The sequence below is a fragment of the Serratia sp. 22264 genome (assembly GCF_052045345.1).
Classification (GTDB): Bacteria; Pseudomonadota; Gammaproteobacteria; order Enterobacterales; family Enterobacteriaceae; genus Serratia; species Serratia plymuthica.
Map to the genome: position 1 here is coordinate 213,017 of NZ_JBQEOY010000001.1, position 17,225 is coordinate 230,241.

At 58.4% G+C, this 17,225-nt stretch carries 18 protein-coding genes; 9 read left to right on the plus strand and 9 right to left on the minus strand.

What is annotated here, in order from left to right; all coding sequences use genetic code 11:
• Positions 1-91 precede the first annotated feature (91 nt).
• Positions 92-610: an outer membrane protein OmpX gene (gene ompX / locus ACTJJ1_RS01100; protein WP_004942247.1), complete on the plus strand. Its 519-nt coding sequence runs from the start codon at positions 92-94 to the stop codon at positions 608-610.
• 97 nt (positions 611-707) lie between these two features.
• On the opposite strand, the gene ACTJJ1_RS01105 is transcribed toward ompX, so the two are convergent.
• Entirely contained in the window at positions 708-1,691 is a 984-nt protein-coding gene (locus ACTJJ1_RS01105; RefSeq protein WP_020438724.1) for a nitrilase family protein, read from the minus strand.
• Between the two features lie 93 nt (positions 1,692-1,784).
• Here ACTJJ1_RS01105 and ACTJJ1_RS01110 point away from each other — a divergent pair, with 93 nt between their 5' ends.
• Positions 1,785-2,660, plus strand: coding sequence for a LysR family transcriptional regulator (locus tag ACTJJ1_RS01110; protein WP_440832048.1), 876 nt, complete (start codon positions 1,785-1,787; stop codon positions 2,658-2,660).
• Between the two features lie 9 nt (positions 2,661-2,669).
• On the opposite strand, the gene ACTJJ1_RS01115 is transcribed toward ACTJJ1_RS01110, so the two are convergent.
• From ACTJJ1_RS01115 to ACTJJ1_RS01135, 5 genes are all read right to left on the minus strand, one after another.
• The gene (locus ACTJJ1_RS01115; RefSeq protein WP_440832050.1) at positions 2,670-3,200 is read right to left on the minus strand and encodes a GNAT family N-acetyltransferase; all 531 of its coding nucleotides are present in this window, start codon (positions 3,198-3,200) and stop codon (positions 2,670-2,672) included.
• Between the two features lie 66 nt (positions 3,201-3,266).
• A complete protein-coding gene (locus tag ACTJJ1_RS01120) occupies positions 3,267-4,043 on the minus strand; it encodes an HPr family phosphocarrier protein (RefSeq protein ID WP_004942253.1) in 777 nt (258 codons plus the stop codon).
• 173 nt (positions 4,044-4,216) lie between these two features.
• On the minus strand, positions 4,217-4,984 hold the full coding sequence (locus tag ACTJJ1_RS01125) for a molybdopterin-dependent oxidoreductase (RefSeq protein ID WP_004942254.1): 768 nt from the start codon (positions 4,982-4,984) through the stop codon (positions 4,217-4,219).
• Positions 4,977-5,582 (minus strand): cytochrome b/b6 domain-containing protein, encoded by a 606-nt coding sequence (locus ACTJJ1_RS01130; protein WP_004942255.1) that lies wholly within the window; start codon positions 5,580-5,582, stop codon positions 4,977-4,979. The genes ACTJJ1_RS01125 and ACTJJ1_RS01130 overlap by 8 nt, the downstream gene beginning before the upstream one ends.
• Before the next feature lie 14 nt (positions 5,583-5,596).
• On the minus strand, positions 5,597-6,223 hold the full coding sequence (locus ACTJJ1_RS01135; RefSeq protein WP_020438728.1) for a hypothetical protein: 627 nt from the start codon (positions 6,221-6,223) through the stop codon (positions 5,597-5,599).
• Positions 6,224-6,363: 140 nt separating this feature from the next.
• Between ACTJJ1_RS01135 and ACTJJ1_RS01140 the strand changes: the two genes are divergently transcribed.
• Positions 6,364-7,035, plus strand: coding sequence for a heavy metal response regulator transcription factor (locus ACTJJ1_RS01140; protein ID WP_004942258.1), 672 nt, complete (start codon positions 6,364-6,366; stop codon positions 7,033-7,035).
• Positions 7,032-8,456, plus strand: coding sequence for a heavy metal sensor histidine kinase (locus tag ACTJJ1_RS01145; protein ID WP_004942261.1), 1,425 nt, complete (start codon positions 7,032-7,034; stop codon positions 8,454-8,456). Before ACTJJ1_RS01140 ends, ACTJJ1_RS01145 begins: the two co-directional genes overlap by 4 nt.
• A 41-nt stretch (positions 8,457-8,497) precedes the next feature.
• On the opposite strand, the gene ACTJJ1_RS01150 is transcribed toward ACTJJ1_RS01145, so the two are convergent.
• A complete protein-coding gene (locus tag ACTJJ1_RS01150) occupies positions 8,498-9,964 on the minus strand; it encodes an ATP-binding protein (RefSeq protein ID WP_440832053.1) in 1,467 nt (488 codons plus the stop codon).
• Positions 9,965-9,967: 3 nt separating this feature from the next.
• A complete protein-coding gene (locus ACTJJ1_RS01155) occupies positions 9,968-10,681 on the minus strand; it encodes a response regulator transcription factor (protein ID WP_004942264.1) in 714 nt (237 codons plus the stop codon).
• A 153-nt stretch (positions 10,682-10,834) separates the two neighbouring features.
• Between ACTJJ1_RS01155 and ACTJJ1_RS01160 the strand changes: the two genes are divergently transcribed.
• The 3 genes from ACTJJ1_RS01160 to ACTJJ1_RS01170 are packed head-to-tail and all read left to right on the plus strand — an operon-like array spanning position 10,835 to position 12,568.
• Entirely contained in the window at positions 10,835-11,446 is a 612-nt protein-coding gene (locus ACTJJ1_RS01160) for a cytochrome b/b6 domain-containing protein (RefSeq protein WP_073440554.1), read from the plus strand.
• 10 nt (positions 11,447-11,456) lie between these two features.
• Positions 11,457-12,233: a molybdopterin-dependent oxidoreductase gene (locus ACTJJ1_RS01165; RefSeq protein ID WP_004942268.1), complete on the plus strand. Its 777-nt coding sequence runs from the start codon at positions 11,457-11,459 to the stop codon at positions 12,231-12,233.
• 59 nt (positions 12,234-12,292) lie between these two features.
• Complete coding sequence (locus ACTJJ1_RS01170) at positions 12,293-12,568, plus strand: pentapeptide MXKDX repeat protein (protein WP_440832056.1); 276 nt, start codon at positions 12,293-12,295, stop codon at positions 12,566-12,568.
• Between the two features lie 50 nt (positions 12,569-12,618).
• On the opposite strand, the gene ACTJJ1_RS01175 is transcribed toward ACTJJ1_RS01170, so the two are convergent.
• Entirely contained in the window at positions 12,619-14,658 is a 2,040-nt protein-coding gene (locus ACTJJ1_RS01175; protein WP_004942272.1) for a choline transporter, read from the minus strand.
• Positions 14,659-15,048: 390 nt separating this feature from the next.
• Between ACTJJ1_RS01175 and betI the strand changes: the two genes are divergently transcribed.
• Together betI and betB are read left to right on the plus strand one after the other, a co-directional pair.
• Entirely contained in the window at positions 15,049-15,645 is a 597-nt protein-coding gene (betI, locus tag ACTJJ1_RS01180) for a transcriptional regulator BetI (protein WP_004942274.1), read from the plus strand.
• 20 nt (positions 15,646-15,665) lie between these two features.
• Complete coding sequence (gene betB / locus ACTJJ1_RS01185; RefSeq protein WP_004942277.1) at positions 15,666-17,138, plus strand: betaine-aldehyde dehydrogenase; 1,473 nt, start codon at positions 15,666-15,668, stop codon at positions 17,136-17,138.
• Positions 17,139-17,225: the final 87 nt, after the last annotated feature.

Here is a 17,225-nt window from a genome sequence, read left to right on the forward strand (position 1 = left end):
TTTTAAGGCAGAGTTTCACGCTAGTTTTTGCTATATTTTCAATGCATGAACAAATGGATTTACTTAAAAATATAACGCGTTTGAGGTGGTTATGAAAAAAATTGCATGTCTTTCCGCAGTAGCAGCCTGTGTATTAGCAGTAACCGCAGGTACCGCATTCGCTGGTCAGAGCACCGTATCCGCTGGCTATGCGCAGGGTGACTTCCAAGGCGTTGCCAACAAAGCCGACGGTTTCAACCTGAAGTACCGTTACGAGTTCGACAACAACCCACTGGGCGTGATCGGTTCCTTTACCCATCTGGAAAAGGACGGCTCTCAGGGCGGTTACTACAACAAAGCGCAGTACAACTCTATCACTGCCGGTCCAGCTTACCGCTTCAATGACTGGGCAAGCATCTACGGTGTGATCGGTGTTGGCTACGGCAAAAACATTGATAATGCACAGAACGGCAACGACCGTAACGGCAGCAGCGACTACGGCTTCACTTACGGCGCTGGTCTGCAATTCAACCCAATCCAGGAAGTTGCTCTGGACGTAGGTTACGAGCAGAGCCGCATCCGCAGTGTTGACGTTGGCACCTGGATGGTTGGCGTAGGCTACCGTTTCTAAGATTTCTCCATGCCTACGGGCGTGAGCGTACGGCGCAGTTGGCCGTACCGGATAAAAATCCGCCTTCGGGCGGATTTTTTTTGCCTGAAATTCAGCGTTATTTACCCAGTTTTTGCGCCGGTTGCGATGAGAAGCGGGCGCTGCGGGCATCGCGCTCGTAACCCTGCGGTTCCGTGAGGATGCCATATAACGCCGGCCGACGACCGTGGATCCAGCGACGCCCGGTGCTGAGCGGGATCAGCGACAGATCGAGGTCGGCGATTACCATTTGATCTTCCGCAGCCCAGGTTTCCGCCAGGATACGACCATAGGGATCGAGGATCATCGCGTTGCCGGTACGCACTTCGTCGTCATCGCGCCCCACGCCGTTGCTGAACAGAATAAACAGGCCATTGTCATGGGCACGTGCCGGTAGCCAGCGCATCAGCCAGCCGCGACCATGTTCGCCGCGGAATGCCGCCTCTATCGCCTGCGGATTTTCCGCACGCTGCTGCCACAGCGCCAGCGGGATTGGTTTCATGCCGTGCGGGCTGCGCGAGTGGGTGCCACCGGTCTGGTGCGGTGCCAACAGCACGTCCGCTCCCAGCAGTGTGGTTGCACGCACGTTTTCCACCAGATTATTGTCCCAGCAAATCAGAACGCCCATCCGCACTCCCCAGGGAGTATCGAACACGGTAAAGCTGTCGCCGCTGGCTATCGCCTCATGTTCAAAGGCGTGCAGTTTACGGTGAACGTGAAGGTTGCCGTCGGGCAGGCATACGGCGTAGGCGTTGTAATAGTTGCCATCCTCGCCCAGCTCAATCAGCCCGACACCGATTGCCATGTTATAGCGTTCCGCCAGTGGACGAATGCGCGCCAGAGAAGGGCTGTCGGCGATCGGTTCCGCCAGGGCGCCAATCTCGCCGGCGCTGAGGTGCCGCACGTGCCAGTAGCCGGTAATGCACATCTCCGGAAAGGTTAATACCTGGATCTGTTCGGCGGCGGCGCGGGCGATAAAGCCCTCCATTACCGACAGGTTGTAGTTTTTATCATTGGCGCGATGCTGAAATTGCACCGTCGCGGCGCGCAGAGACGTTGTCATAAGGTTACCTTTGGCTGTTATCTGGCGTTGATTACAGCAGGCGTATTGATTACTGTATAATCAATTAAATTCCTATATCGATAACCTGGTGGAATGGATATAAAACAACTGCGCGCTTTCGTGGTGCTGGCCGAGCAGGGCAATTATCGTCTGGCCGCGGAGCGGTTGTGCATTACTCAGCCGGCGTTGAGCAAACAGATACAGGCGCTGGAAACACTGCTGGAGACCCGGCTGTTTAACCGTGGCCGTCAGGGCGCTCAGCTTACCGCCAGCGGGCAGCGGTTGTATCCCGAAGCCCAGACGTTGGTCGACCGGCATTTGCAGTTTCAGCAGCACGCTCTGCGGGTGGTGCAAGGGGCTGCAGGGCGGCTGGCGCTCGGGTTTGGCCTGTCCAGTTTCCATTTGGCGCCGCAGTTGGTCGCCGCCTTCCGCCAACGTTTTCCGGCGGTGGCCGTGGGGTTGGAGGATCTGCCTTCGGAGCGGCAATATCAGTTGTTATTGCAGGGAGAATTGCAGGTGGGATTTGTGCGGTTGCCGGTCAGTGCGCCGCTGCGGGCCACGGCGTTGCTGAGCGATCGGCTGGTGTTGGCGGCGCCATCGGCGCTGGCGCTACGGGCGGAAACCCTGATGGCGCGATTTAACACCTTGCCGCTGTTGCAACTGACGCCCAAACGCGGCCGCGGTCTGAGCGATCAATCGCTGCGCTTTATTGCCGCGCATCAATTGACGCCGAATGTCGTGCAGCAGGCCGGCGACATCCAGACGCTGCTGGCGCTGGTCGCCGCAGGCATTGGCGTGGCTCTGTTGCCGCACAGCGTCACCCATATTGTGCCTACGGGCATCGATATCTTGCCGTTAAGCGGTGACGCGACCGAATGGCAGGTCGGAATTGCCTGGAATCCGCAGCAGCCCGACGCGTTGCGGGATAATTTTATTCAGGTTGCGCTGGCGATGGTGCAGGCGCCTTAAAGCCTGCGTTCATAAGGGGCAGTGCATCACCACAATCGGATTCTGGTGGTATTCGCTGCGGTGGCTTTCGCTAAAGCCGACTTTTTTCGCCAATGCCAGCGAAGGCTGGTTCTCCGGCGAGATAATACACACCGCCTTATCGCCGGGTAAGTGTTCCTTCCCCCAGGCCAGCGCTGCCTGCAAGGCTTCGGTGGCATACCCTTTGCCCTGCGCCGCCGTTATCAATGTCCAGCCCATCTCGGGGGCGTCGAGTGCCGGGATAATAGTGCGCTGGAAATCGGAAAAACCGATGCCGCCGAGGTAAGCGCCGCTGATTTTATCGCGTACCGCCCAGTAGCCGTACCCTAATAGCGTCCAGTGGCCAACGTACCGCATCAGCCGGCCCCAGGAATCTTCACGATCCCTCGGCGTTCCGCCGATATAGCGGACAATTTCGGGATCGGCCCACATGGCGGCCAGCGATTCAAAGTCGTCAAGCCTATGCGCATCCAGGCGTAAACGTTCGGTCAGCAACGGCGGTGCGGTGGTGATAAGCGGCATTATTTTTTCCTGTACAGAGCGAAAAACGGTATAGCGAGTATGCCAGAGAAGTGACGTCGCCAGCCATTAGAGGTAAGGCTTTATCCAGCCAAGCCCGGCAGCGGTTTCGCCGCGAGGTTTGTATTCACAGCCGATCCAACCCTGATAGCCGATGTTGTCCAACTGTGCGAACAGCCACGGATAATTAAGTTCGCCGTCGTCCGGCTCATGACGATCTGGCACTGATGCGATCTGAATATGGGCGTAGCGCCCGGCCAGCGAGGTCATCAGGCCGCTGATATTGCCATCAACCAACTGAGCATGGAAAAAATCAAACTGCATGAAAACGTTCGGGCGATCGATAGCCTCGACCAATTGCGCGGCCTGGTGTTGGCTGGAGAACAGATAGTGGGGTTTCACCTGTGGGCTGAGGGCTTCGATCAAAACCTTGATGCCGTGTGCGGCGAAGGTCTCTGCGGCATAGCGGATATTGCCGATAAAGGTCTCGCGATAGCGCTGCCAGTCGGCTCCCGGCGGGACCAAACCGGCCATCACGTGCACGCAGGGGCAATTCAGGGCGATGGCGTAGGCCAACGCGCATTCGATATCGGCGCGCGCATCCTGTTCGCGGCCGGGGACGGCGGCCAACCCCCATTCACCGGCTACAACATTGCCCGGAGGGGTATTGAACAGCACCTGTTGCAGATCATGACGCCGCAGCTGTTCCGCCAGCAGTTCGGCTGGATATTCATAGGGGAACAGAAACTCCACCGCTTTGAACCCTGCGGTGGCGGCGGCCTCGAACCGCTCCAGAAACGGCAGCTCGTTAAACATCGTCGATAAATTGGCAGCAAATTTAGGCATGTTCCAGCTCCGTAATCCGGCAATTTCTTCATGGTACAGGGCAGCATCGGGGGGCAGAAATGATTTTACAGGTGGATATCAGAAAATGAGGTTTAAACAGAAAAACCCCCTGACGGGGGTTAACGCTCTTTTCCAGCCGGCAGCGTGGGTTCTGCGCAGTACTGCGCAGAAAACTAGATTCCGCTAAACCAGTTATAGCCTTGATCTTCCCAGTAGCCGCCGGGATTGGTATCGCTGACAAAAATGGCGGCGATATGCTTGGCGTTCTTGAAGCCCAGCTTGGTTGGCACCCGCAACCGCAGCGGATAGCCGTAGTCCGCCGGCAACGCCTTACCGCCGAAATCCAGCGCCAGGAGGGTCTGCGGGTGCAGTGCGGTGGCCATATCTATGCTGGAGTAATAACGATCCGCGCATTTAAAACCGACGTAGCGGGCATTCAGATCCGCCCCGACATGCTGCAGGAAGCTGCGCAGCGGTACGCCGCCCCATTGCCCGATGGCGCTCCAGCCTTCGATGCAGATCAGCCGGGTTATCTGGCTCTGCTGCGGCAGGCGTTGCAGCTGTTCCAGCGTCCAGGGGGCAGTTTTCTCCACCTTGCCGGAAATTTCCAGCCGGTAGCTGGCGAGATCCACCTCCGGTACGTTGTACTCGGGATAAAACGCGTTGAACGGGAAGGGGTGGGTAATCTGATCCGGCCGATAGGTTTGCGCCAGCCGCTGGCCGCTGAACAGCCAGGCCTGTACCCGATCGTTCCAGCGCGACATGGCCCACAGCACTTTATCCACCTGATCGCCGTCTTGCATGTTACAGCCGGTCAGCATGGCGATGCCGCCCAGCGTCAGGCCGGAACGCAGCATCAGGCGACGTTGCAGATTGACCAGCTGTTTTTTCTGGTCCGGTTCCAACGCCGGTGTCGAAGGGCGCCGTCGTTTATCATTCATGTTTGCCACCCGTAATCATTGCCCATAGCGTGCGCGGCACGATAATCACCATTAGCAGGTGAATCACCACAAATAACCCAATGGCGGACATGGCGAAAAAATGCACGTAGCGCGCGGTGTCAAACCCGCCAAACAGGCCTACCAAGCCTTGCAATTGCACGGGTTTCCAGATGGCCAGTCCGGAGAGCACCAGCAGCAGCCCCAGCGCCAGCACGCCCAGGTACATCAGCTTCTGAATGGCGTTATAGCGGCCATGGCGATGCTGCAGCCGCAGCGTTAGCGCTTGCCCGATTTCGCGCCGCAGCGCCTTGGCGCTGAGCGGCAGCAGATCGCGCCGGAAATGGCCGCTGAACAGGCTCCACAACAGGTAGCACAGCGCGTTAAACGCCAGCAGCCACATTACCGCCAGATGCCAGCCAATCGCGCCGCCCAGCCAGCCGCCGAGCGTCATCTGTGGCGGAAAGCGAAAGCCGAACAGCGGTGAGGCGTTGTAGATTTCCCAGCCGCTCATGAACATGCAAACCATGGCGAACAGGTTAACCCAATGGGTGATCCGGACCGGCCAGCGATGCACCGGCCGCGGCGCGTTGGTTTTCATCGTTTTTTCCTGGGTCACATTGGCGGAACGGTGCCGTCTTTGCCGGCGGAGATGCGGGTGGCGACGCGTTCGCCTTTCTCGTCAGTGGCGGAGAACAGCACAATGTGCGCGCCCGGTTTCAACAGGCTGCGATCGCCGGGATCCAGGGTGACGATCGGCACGTCTTCCGGCACGGTGACGGTTTTCTGCTGGTTACCGTAGGTCACGGTCAGAGTGCGGCCGTTGGATTTCACCAGCTTGCCGACGGTACCGTTGGTCATGGTGTCTACCTTACCGTCGGCAGATTCCCAGGCCGAGTGGCCCTCGCCGGTGCCGCGCAGGCTGGCGGCGAACACGTGCACTTCCAGCGCTTTCAAGGTGCCATCCGCTTGCGGTACGGCGGCGGTGCCGATAAAGCTGTCCGGCTTGATATCGTCCAGCGTGCCCTTGGATACGCTCAGTACCTTGGTTTGATCGTTGATTTTTACGCTGACCTTTTCCCCTTTACGGTCGGTGAGCTGCAGGCTGCTGTCGCTGACTTGATCGATGGTGCCACGCAGTGGAGCAATGACTTTTCCCGGTGCCGGGGCGGCGGCGGCAATGCCGCTGCACAGCATCAGGGTGGACAGCAGTAAACCGGCAAAACGATGACGGGTAATCATAATCTTCTCCTTTGTATGGGTTGCCGGTTAAGCATGGTCGAACAACAGGGACAGCACCATGTCCGTTTGATGACATTAATGTCATCAAGAATGTCAGCCGAAACTGCTAGTATTTCCGCAGATGCAACGAGGTGGCGACAATGCGGATATTGGTGATTGAAGACGACATCAGCACGGGTGATTACCTGAAAAAAGGGCTGGGAGAGGCGGGGTACAGCGTCGATCTGGCGCGTAACGGCACTGACGGGCTGTTCCGGGCGCTGGAGCACGGTTACGACGCCATCGTGCTCGACGTGATGCTGCCGGGGCTGGACGGCTGGCAGATAGTGGAAGTGCTGCGCAAGAAAAGCGATGTGCCGATCCTGTTTCTGACTGCGCGTGACGGGGTGCAGGATCGCATTCATGGCCTGGAACTGGGGGCCGAGGATTATTTGATCAAACCCTTTTCCTTCACTGAGCTGGTGTTGCGTATCCGCACGCTGCTGCGGCGCGGTACGGTGCGTGAAGCCGATCACTACAGCCTTGCCGATCTGCAACTCGACGTATTGCGCCGCAAGGCGGTGCGGCAGGATGTGGTGATCCCGCTGACCAATAAGGAGTTTATGCTGTTGCACCTGTTGGTGCGGCGCGAAGGAGAGGTGCTGTCGCGCACCCTGATCGCCTCGCAGGTTTGGGACATGAATTTTGACAGCGACACCAACGTGGTGGATGTGGCGATCAAACGCCTGCGCGCCAAGATTGACCGACCGTTCGCTATCAAGCTGATTCATACCGTGCGCGGCATCGGTTATGTCTGCGAGCCGCGCTCATGAACGTGCTGGTCCAACGCTGGCACACCCTGTCGCTGACGATACGCAGCGCCATGCTGTTTGCGCTGGTGGCGGCGCTGGTGGTCAGCGGTGCAGGCTGGTATCTGTATGGCGCGATGCGTCAGGAGATGACCACCCGCAGCGATTTTCAGGTTACCGGCCGGGTGGAGTATTTTCGCCATTTGCTGAGCCAGCGCTTTCCGCTCGACCGGTTGGTGGCCAACACCGGTTTGTTTGAAAACATGCTGGGCAATGAACAGGACGTTTTGATTTTTCAGCAACCGGGGCAAAAACCCTTAATCAACGTTAATCCGGCCAGGTTGACGCTGCCGCCCATAACGCCAACGCCGGTCGACGCGCCTCAGCTTCTGAGTGCGGTGAGCAGTGGGGAAACGGCGCAGGGCGTGCCGCTGCGCGTCGCATCGGCGCTGGTGAGACTGGATGACGGCAACCTGCTGCAGATCTCTGCGGCTCACGTGATGGTCAATGAACAGAAGATGCTGGCGCGCTATCTGTGGCGGATCGTCGCTGCGGTGGCTGTGGCGTTTTTACTGATCGCGCTGCTGGGCTATTGGGTGATGCGCCGTGGGTTACAGCCGCTGTGGCGCATGGCGGCGCAGGCGGCGGTGATCACGCCGAATACGCTGTCGACTCGGCTGAGTGAGCAGGGGGCACCGAAGGAGCTGCGACAACTGACCCGTTCGTTTAACGCCATGCTCGATCGGCTGAATGACGGCTATCAACGCCTGACGCAGTTCTCCGCCGATCTGGCGCATGAAATCCGCACCCCGGTGGGTGCGTTGATGGGCCATTGTCAGGTGGCGCTCTACCAACCGCGCAGCGTGGAAGAGTATGAAACCCTGTTGTCGAACAATATGGACGAACTGGAGCGCATTTCGCGCATGGTGGAAAATATTCTGTTCCTGGCGCGCGCCGGGGAAGCGCAGGCGGTGCTGAACTGTAGCCGAATGGATATAGCGCAGGAGCTTCAGCGGGTGGCGGACTATTTCGAAGGCCTGGCGGAAGAGCGGGGCATCACTTTAGTTTGCCGGGGCGAGGGGCAACTGATGGCGGATGCGATGCTGTTTCAGCGTGCGTTGAGCAATCTGGTCGCCAATGCGGTGCGTTATGCCGACGAAAACAGCCAGATACGGTTGCAGGCGCTCAGTCAGCCGAAGGGAAGGGTAGTGATCCAGGTGGTCAATCAAGGGCGGCCCATTTCACCGGCGCACCTGGACAAGCTGTTCGACCGTTTTTACCGTGCCGATGCTGCCCGCAGCGCCGGCAGCCATGCCAGCGGCCTGGGGTTATCGATCGTGCGCGCCATCATGACGCTGCACGGCGGCGAGGTTCGTGCCGAGTGCATCGCCGGTGAACCCGCGGCGCGCATCACCTTTAGCCTGATATTTCCTCAGGCCGATTAATACTGCGCTGAATGCGGCGCATTGGATCCCGGCTGCATCGATTAGCGCGGCGGAATGGCGAAGCGGAAGCAGGCCCCTTTTTGCGCTTGCTCGACCAGTTGAATGTCGCTGCCGTGCAGTTGCAAAATGCGCCGTACGATCATCAGGCCCAGCCCGCCGGCATGGCGGCGGGCGCCATTCAGGATAGACGGCCGCACAAACAGGTCGGCGCGCAGCGCCTGCGGAATGCCGGGGCCGCTGTCGTTGACCTGCACCAGTATCTTGTTTTCCTGCTGCCACAGTCGCACGCCGATTTCACCGCCCTGCGGCGTATGGCGAATGGCGTTGTCCAGCAGATTGGTCAGCACCCGCTCGATCATGCTCAGATCGGCAAACACCAGCGGCATGCCCGGGGCGATATCGGCGCGTAACCGCTGATGCCGCGCCTCGGCCGCCAGCTCGAACTTCTGGAATACGTCCTGCACCAGCTCGCCGAGCGAGAACGGCTCTTTCTGCGGCTTCACCACGCCGTACTCCAGCCGCGCCAGTTCGAACAGTTCTTGCGCCAGTTTGCCCACCTTGCGGCTTTGCGCCAGCGCGGTCTCCAGGTAGCGTCTGCGATCGTTTTCGCTCAGGCTGGCCGATTTTACCGACAGCGTTTCCAGGTAGCCGTGCAGCGAGGTGAGCGGGGTGCGCAGATCGTGCGAAATATTGGCGATAAACTCGCGCCGCTGCTGGTCCTGCTGCGACAGCGATTGCCACTGTTCGGCAACGCGCTGTGCCATGCTGCGAAACGCCAACTGCAACTGGCTGACCTCATCGCGCCCGAGGCAGGGAACCGGTTGCGCCGCATAGGCCTGAACCGCGGCGATGCCGCCGTTATCCAGCACGCTCACTTGCCGGGTCAACTGGCGGATAGGTCGCGTCACCCAGCGGAAGGCGAAGCCGCCGGCCAGCAGGCCGAACACTACCACCAGTCCCATCGACCACAGCGCCATTTTAACCGCCGAGCTGAACTGAGCGTTGCTGGCCAGCGCGGTATAATCTTCGCCGAGCAACACCACATACAGATAGCCTTCAATCTGGCCGTTGACCTTCAGCGGCGCGACGCTGAATACCTTCTTCCCGTCGGGGCTGCGCGGATCGTCGCCGTACACCGGCATCCGCGCGCCGTCGAGCAGCGCCTGCAGCGGCGACAGATCGACCTTTTGTCGTTTCAGGCGGCCGGCCGGCGCGGCATTGCCGATAATATTGCCCTGTATGTCGAGCAGATAAACCTCGACGCTGGGGTTCACCGCCATCAGCTGATCGAACAGGGTATGTACTGATTGCGGGTTCAAACCGTCCTGGCCCAGCAGCGGGTTGCTGGCGGCGATGTGTTGCGCCAGATTACCGGACAGCCGTTGAATGGTCGCCTGGCTGTACTGGGTGTTGCTACGCACCTGCAACCAGCCGGAGAAGGCACAGCAGAGCAGCAGCAGCAGGGCGAAGATCAGCGTCAGGCGTTGCGTTAAGGTAAGATTTTTCATGTTTTACTCTTGCGGCGGGGCCGCGAATTTATAGCCCATCCCCCACACCGTGAGGATGCGCAGGGGTTCCGCCGGGTTGCTTTCTATCTTGATGCGCAGCCGGTTGATATGGGTATTCACCGTGTGTTCATACCCCTCGTGCTGATAGCCCCACACCTGGTTCAACAGGCTAAGGCGGGAGAACACCTTGCCCGGATGGCGAGCGAAGAAATACAGCAGGTCAAACTCGCGCGGCGTCAGATCTATCGGTTGCCGATTCAGCTGCACTTCGCGGGCTATGGGGTCTATGGTCAAGCCGTCAAAGCTCAGCGTGCCGGCGTCCATACGCAGGTTGCGGCTCATCGCCTCCTGGCGGCGGAACAGCGCTTTGACCCGCGCCACCAGTTCCAGCATCGAGAAGGGTTTGGCCAGGTAATCGTCGGCACCCAGCTCCAGCCCCAGCACGCGGTGCACCTCGCTGGAGCGCGCGCTGATGATGATGATCGGCGTGTAGCGCGTCATGTTGCGCGCCCGGCGGCAGATCTCCAGCCCATCGACGCCCGGCAGCATCAGATCGAGGATCAGCGCGTCCCAGCCGCCCTGTTCCAGCATCGCCATGCCCTGATTGCCGTCGGCGGCGTGGCTAATGTCGTAGCCTTCATCGCGCAGGTGCAACTGCAACAGTTCGGCGATGTCGCCGTCATCCTCAACGATTAAAATTCTCTTTGGTTTTTCCATCTGTACCCACCGCTGATTGCCCGATCCTAGCTGAAAGTCTACACAACCGCCGCGCGTGGAGTTATCACATTTTATTTAACTTTGCGTGAGGTCTCGGGGAACAAATTTGGGGAATACTTCGCTCATCGCCACCTTGGCCGCCAGGAGATAAGCATGAGCATGACTCTCACACCGGAAAAACCATCGCTTGTGCATCCGCTGTGGTTGCGGTTGACCCACTGGCTGAATGCGCTGGCGATGCTGATTATGGTCACCAGCGGCTGGCGCATTTATAACGCATCGCCACTGTTCAATTTCAGCTTTATCAACGAGCTGACGCTCGGCGGTTGGCTGGGGGGCGCGCTGCAGTGGCACTTTGCCGGCATGTGGCTGTTTGGCGTTAACGGGCTGTGTTACCTGTTGATCAACCTGTGCAGCGGCCGTTTCAAACACCGCTTCTGGCCACTCAACTTCAGACAGTTTTGCGCCGATCTGACGGCGGCGCTGCACGGCCGGCTACGGCACGCCGATCCGCGCCATTACAACATGGTGCAGCGCGTGGCCTATGTGTTCGTGATGGCCGACAGCATGCTGATCGCGCTTTCCGGGCTGGTGCTGTGGAAGTCGGTGCAGTTTCCGCTGCTGCGCGAGCTGCTCGGCGGTTACGAGGCGGCGCGTTATATCCACTTTTTCGCCATGTCGGCGCTGGTGGGCTTTGTAGTGATGCACTTGGTGATGGTAGCACTGGTGCCCCGGACCTTGCTGGCCATGCTGCGCGGGCGTTAAGGAGATGACAATGAAAACGGATAAGCCCTCTATCACTGTGAGTGAAGGCCAGGCGATCGTCAAAGAGGCGCAGCGACTGTTGGCATCTTCGTCGCGCCGCCGCTTTCTGCGCAACGGTTTGACGCTGGGCGGCATCGCGATGCTCACCGGCTGTGATCTCAGCAGCAATGCCAACGTCGAGCAGGCGCTGAGCCGCATTTCGCGTTTTAACGATCGGGTGCAGGGTTGGCTGTTCAACGCTGACCATCTGGCACCGGTCTATCCCGAATCCATGATCACCCGGCCGTTTCCGTTCAACGCCTTTTACGGCGAAGAGGAGGCGCCGGACATCAACGGCGACGACTACCGGTTGGAAGTGAGCGGGCTGGTGCTGGACAAAAGCGCCTGGACATTGCCGCAATTGCACCGGATGGCGCAAATCAGCCAGGTGACGCGCCATATTTGCGTCGAAGGCTGGAGCGCCATCGGCAAGTGGGGCGGGGTGCCCTTTGCGACCTTTCTCAAGGCAATTGGCGCGGATTTGAACGCGCGCTATGTCAGCTTTAAATGCGCCGATGATTACTACACCAGCATCGATATGGCCACCGCGCTGCATCCTCAGACTATTATGGCGCTGACCTACGACGGTCAGATTCTGCCGCGCAAATACGGTTATCCGATGAAGCTGCGCATGCCGACCAAGCTCGGCTACAAGAACCCGAAACACATTCAGGTGATTGAGATCACCAATCGCTTCCCCGGCGGCTACTGGGAAGACCAAGGTTATAACTGGTTTGGCGGTAGCTGACGGCGGCCGCGAATCTCCCCGGCGCCTCAGGCGTCTTTGACATGAAAGAAGGACATAGCATGAAAAAGTTATTCGCAGTGATGATGTGCAGCGCGTTGATGTTGGGTGTGGCAGGTGCCAATGCCGCCGACAGTATGAGTAAGGATGCGATGAAGAAGGACGCCATGAGCCAGATGTCGCATGACGGCATGGCTAAAGACGGTATGAAGAAAGATTGCATGGGCAAGGATTGCATGAAGAAAGACGCCATGAAGCATGACGCGATGAAAAAGGACCACATGGCGAAAGACGGTATGAAGAAAGACGCCATGAAAAAGGATGCGATGGGGCAGTAATAAAAAAGGCGCAGTTTAAAAAACTGCGCCTTTTGGCCGTGTCGAACGGATCACATATCCGGGAAGGTCAGGGTATTGCCCGGCGCTTCGCGGTGAATGTGCAGGAAGTTCAGGTGCTTCTCGTACTGATCGAGGATGTCGCCGATCACCTGCTCCTTGCTGTAATCCATCAGATCATTGCCCTGGGTGCCTTCCATCAGGAAGGTTTCCAGCCGGTAATAGTGCGATTTGCCTGAGCGGGCGCGGTAGGTGAAGCCCGGCACCGAATAACGCTGTGGCCAAATTTGATAGATAAAGTTTTGCTCTTCACCCAAATGCACCAGCAGTTCCAGGTGGTTCAAACGCTCATCTTCCGTCGGCGGCACTTCGGTAAATTCCACTTTGGCGCCGCGCAGTTCCAGCTCGCGCGCCACTTCCTGCATTGCCGGTCTGCAACGGGTATCCAGCATTTTTTGCGTGTACTGGGTGCCAGGGTAGTTCATCACCCGCGACAGGCGTTGCTTCCAGTTCAGCACGTCATTGCTCGAAATCGGCATGGGGGCGTTGGTATTCAGGGCGCTGGCCTTGCGATAGTCCTCCACCCGCAGCGATTTATACAACCCGGCCATTACGAAGAAGATCACGAAGCTGAATGGCAGGCCCATGATCACCGTCGTTTTCTGCAACGCAGGCACGCCGTCGGTCATCAGCATGCCGATGGTCAGCAGGCCGATGGCCACCGACCAGAAAATCCGCAGCCAGTTGGGCGCATCGTTATTGATGTCGGCCAGGCGCGAGGTAAAGTTGCCCAGCACCAGTGAGCCCGAATCGGCCGAGGTCACGTAGAACAGCAGGCCGGTGATGGTGGCCACCGAGGCGCTGAAGGTGAAGCCCGGGTATTGCGCCAGCAGGCTGTAGAAGCCGCGTTCCGGGTATTGCATTACTTCCTGCGCAAAGGCGGCATTGCCGTGGATAATCTGGTACAGCGCGCTGTTACCGAAGATCGATAGCCACAGCAGGGTGAACACGAAAGGAATGATCAGCGTGCCGACCACAAACTGACGGATGGTACGCCCGCGCGAAATACGCGCCAGGAACAGGCCGACAAACGGCGACCACGCCACCCACCAGGCCCAGAAGAACAGGGTCCAGTTGTTCATCCATTCCACCGGACGATCGAAGGCGAAGCTGTTGAGCGTCATGCCCATAAAGCGATTGACGTAATCGCCGACGTTGAGCACCAGCGCATTGAGCAGGAACTCGGTATCGCCGCAGAACAGCACGAACAGGATCAGCCCCAGCGCCAGCAACACGTTGAGCTCCGACAAAATACGAATGCCCTTGTTGACGCCGGAGGTCACCGAAATGGTGGCCATAATCACAGAAAGCAGGATCAGTGCGCTTTGAACCGTCAGGTTTTCCGGTACCTGGAACAGCACCTTCAATCCGTAGTTGAGCTGCACCACGCCAATGCCGAGCGTGGTGGCGATGCCGAAAATGGTGCCCAGCACCGCTGCGATATCCACGCTGTGGCCGATCGGGCCGTTAATGCGTTTACCGAAGATCGGGTACAGCGCCGAACGGATGGTCAGCGGCAGGTTATAGCGGTAGCTGAAATAACCGAGGGCAATGCCCATCAGCGCATACATCGACCAGCCGGTCAGCCCATAGTGGAACAGCGTCCACACCATGGCTTGGCGTGCCGCTTCCAGCGTTTGGGCATCGCCTTCCGGCGGCATCATATATTGCGTCACGGGTTCGGCGACCGAGAAGAACATCAGGTCGATGCCGATGCCGGCGGCGAACAGCATCGCCGCCCAGCTCATCAGGCTGAACTCGGGTTTCGACTGTTCCGGCCCGAGCTTGATCGAACCGAAGCGCGAGGCGGCGATAAACACCACGAATACGATGTACAGGGTGGCGGCCAACAGGTAATACCAGCCGAAGGTGGTTGAAACCCAATTCAGGGTGCGGGTGATCCATCGCCCTGAGAAATCGGTAAAAAAGATTGTCATCAGCGAGAAGGCCAGAATCAGCCCTGCCGAGGTAAAGAAAACCACAGGATTAAGGCGATCCTTTTGCGGTTTTGAGGAGGTTTCGCTGGTTGTCATCGTCGTCCTCTGTTTTTTAACAACTGAATAAAATCGTGCCTACCTTTCTGCTCTGAACGACGCGCAGGCGTCGTCCGGAAAAGTGCGGATAAAAAGCGGCACTGCTTGCCGTTTAGCCTGTTAACGAAACGGAAAATCGTTTCGTGGTGGGAACCGCTTACAGACACTGATTTTGGTCAGATTCGTTAAATACCTCACAAAAATCAGCCAGTTCCACAACCGAAAAGTACATTTTTGTAACCAGGCGGCAATAAAATATATGCAATTTTTATTGAACGTTCAATCAAAAAAAAGTTTAATAGTCCGCATGAAGACCAAGTTCAGCAGGCGGAAAGTCGATGAAATTCGCCGTTGAGATGAGGCCGAAGTCGGTTTTGTGAGAGTCGAATTATGCCAAAGGTAGGAATGCAGCCAATCAGAAGGCAGCAGTTGATTGATGCCACGCTGGCCGCGGTAAACGAAGTCGGAATGCATGACGCCACCATTGCGCAGATAGCGCGCAGGGCGGGCGTTTCCAACGGCATCATCAGCCACTATTTCAAGGATAAGAACGGGTTGCTGGAAGCCACGATGCGCTATTTGATCAGCCATTTGGGGGTTGCGGTGAAGCTGCGGCTACAGGCGCTGAACGACCAGAGCCCGGCCGCAAGGCTGCAGGCGATCGTTGCCGGCAACTTCGACGACAGCCAGATCAACAGCGCAGCGATGAAAACCTGGTTGGCCTTTTGGGCCAGCAGCCTGCATCAGCCGCAGCTTAACCGGTTGCAACAGGTGAACGGCCGTCGTCTGTATTCCAACCTGTGCGCCGAGTTCAGCCGCGCATTGCCGCAGGCGCAGGCGCGTTTGGCGGCCAAAGGGCTGGCGGCGTTGATCGACGGTTTGTGGTTGCGCAGCGCACTGCGCGGCGCGGCGTTTAATCAGGCGCAGGCGATCGCGCTCACTACCGATTACATTACGTTTCAACTCCGGGGGCAAACGCCACCCTGAGGACAACCCAAGGAGAACCTATGTCCCGTTTTGGCTTGCAGAAGCTCTATATTCATGGTGCCTATGTAGACAGTACCGAGGGGAAAACCTTCAACGCAGTGAACCCGGCGAATGGCGAAGTGCTTGCCGAGATCCAGTCCGCCAGCGCTGAAGACGTCAACCGTGCGGTTGCCAGCGCAGCCAGCGGGCAGAAGGTGTGGGCGGCGATGACGGCGATGGCGCGTTCGCGCATTCTGCGCCGTGCGGTGGATATTCTGCGCGAGCGTAATGACGAACTGGCGGCACTGGAAACGCTGGATACCGGCAAGGCAATGTCGGAAACCACCGCAGTCGATATCGTCACCGGCGCCGACGTACTGGAATACTACGCAGGGCTGATCCCGGCTATCGAAGGCCAGCAGATCCCGCTGCGCGACACCTCTTTCGTTTATACCCGCCGCGAGCCGCTGGGCGTGGTGGCCGGTATCGGCGCCTGGAACTACCCGATTCAGATCGCATTATGGAAATCCGCGCCGGCCCTGGCGGCGGGCAACGCAATGATCTTCAAACCGAGCGAAGTGACCTCCCTGACTGCGCTGAAACTGGCCGAGATCTACACCGAAGCCGGCGTGCCGGACGGCGTGTTCAACGTGCTCACCGGCAGCGGCGCGGAAGTCGGCCAGTATCTGACCGATCACCCAGGCATTGCCAAGGTGTCCTTCACCGGCGGGGTAAAAACCGGCAAGAAAGTGATGGCCAACGCCTCGGGTTCAACGCTGAAAGAAGTCACTATGGAACTGGGCGGCAAGTCGCCGCTGATTATCTTTGACGACGCCGATCTGGATCGCGCTGCCGACATCGCGATGATGGCCAATTTCTACAGCTCCGGCCAGGTGTGTACCAACGGTACGCGCGTGTTTGTCCCGGCGGCGTTGCAGGCAGAGTTTGAAGCGAAAATCCTCGAACGCGTGAAGCGCATTCGTCTGGGTGATCCTGCCGATCCGCAAACCAACTTTGGGCCGCTGGTCAGCTTTGCGCATATGGAGTCCGTGCTGCGCTTTATCGAGAGCGGCAAGAACAGCGGCGCACGTTTGCTGTGTGGCGGTGAGCGCGTGACCGAAGGCGAATACGCCAAAGGGGCTTATGTGGCGCCGACGGTGTTTACCGATTGCCGTGACGACATGGAAATTGTGCGTGAAGAAATCTTCGGGCCGGTAATGAGCATCCTCACTTATCACAGCGAAGAAGAAGTGGTGCGCCGTGCCAACGACACCACTTTCGGCCTGGCCGCCGGACTGGTGACTAACGATCTGACCCGAGCTCACCGAGTGATTCACCAGCTTGAAGCCGGCATTTGCTGGATCAACACCTGGGGCGAGTCGGCGGCGGAAATGCCGGTTGGCGGCTACAAGCAATCCGGCGTCGGCCGCGAGAATGGCCTGAGCACGCTGGAGCACTACACGCAGATAAAATCGGTGCAGGTCGAGTTGGGCGATTACGCCTCGGTATTTTAACTATCCCCGTCGTCTTTCAAGCTACAGCGTTGTTGGCTGCGAGCGCAGACCCCAGTCACTTACTTGAGTAAGCTCCTGGGGCTCTGC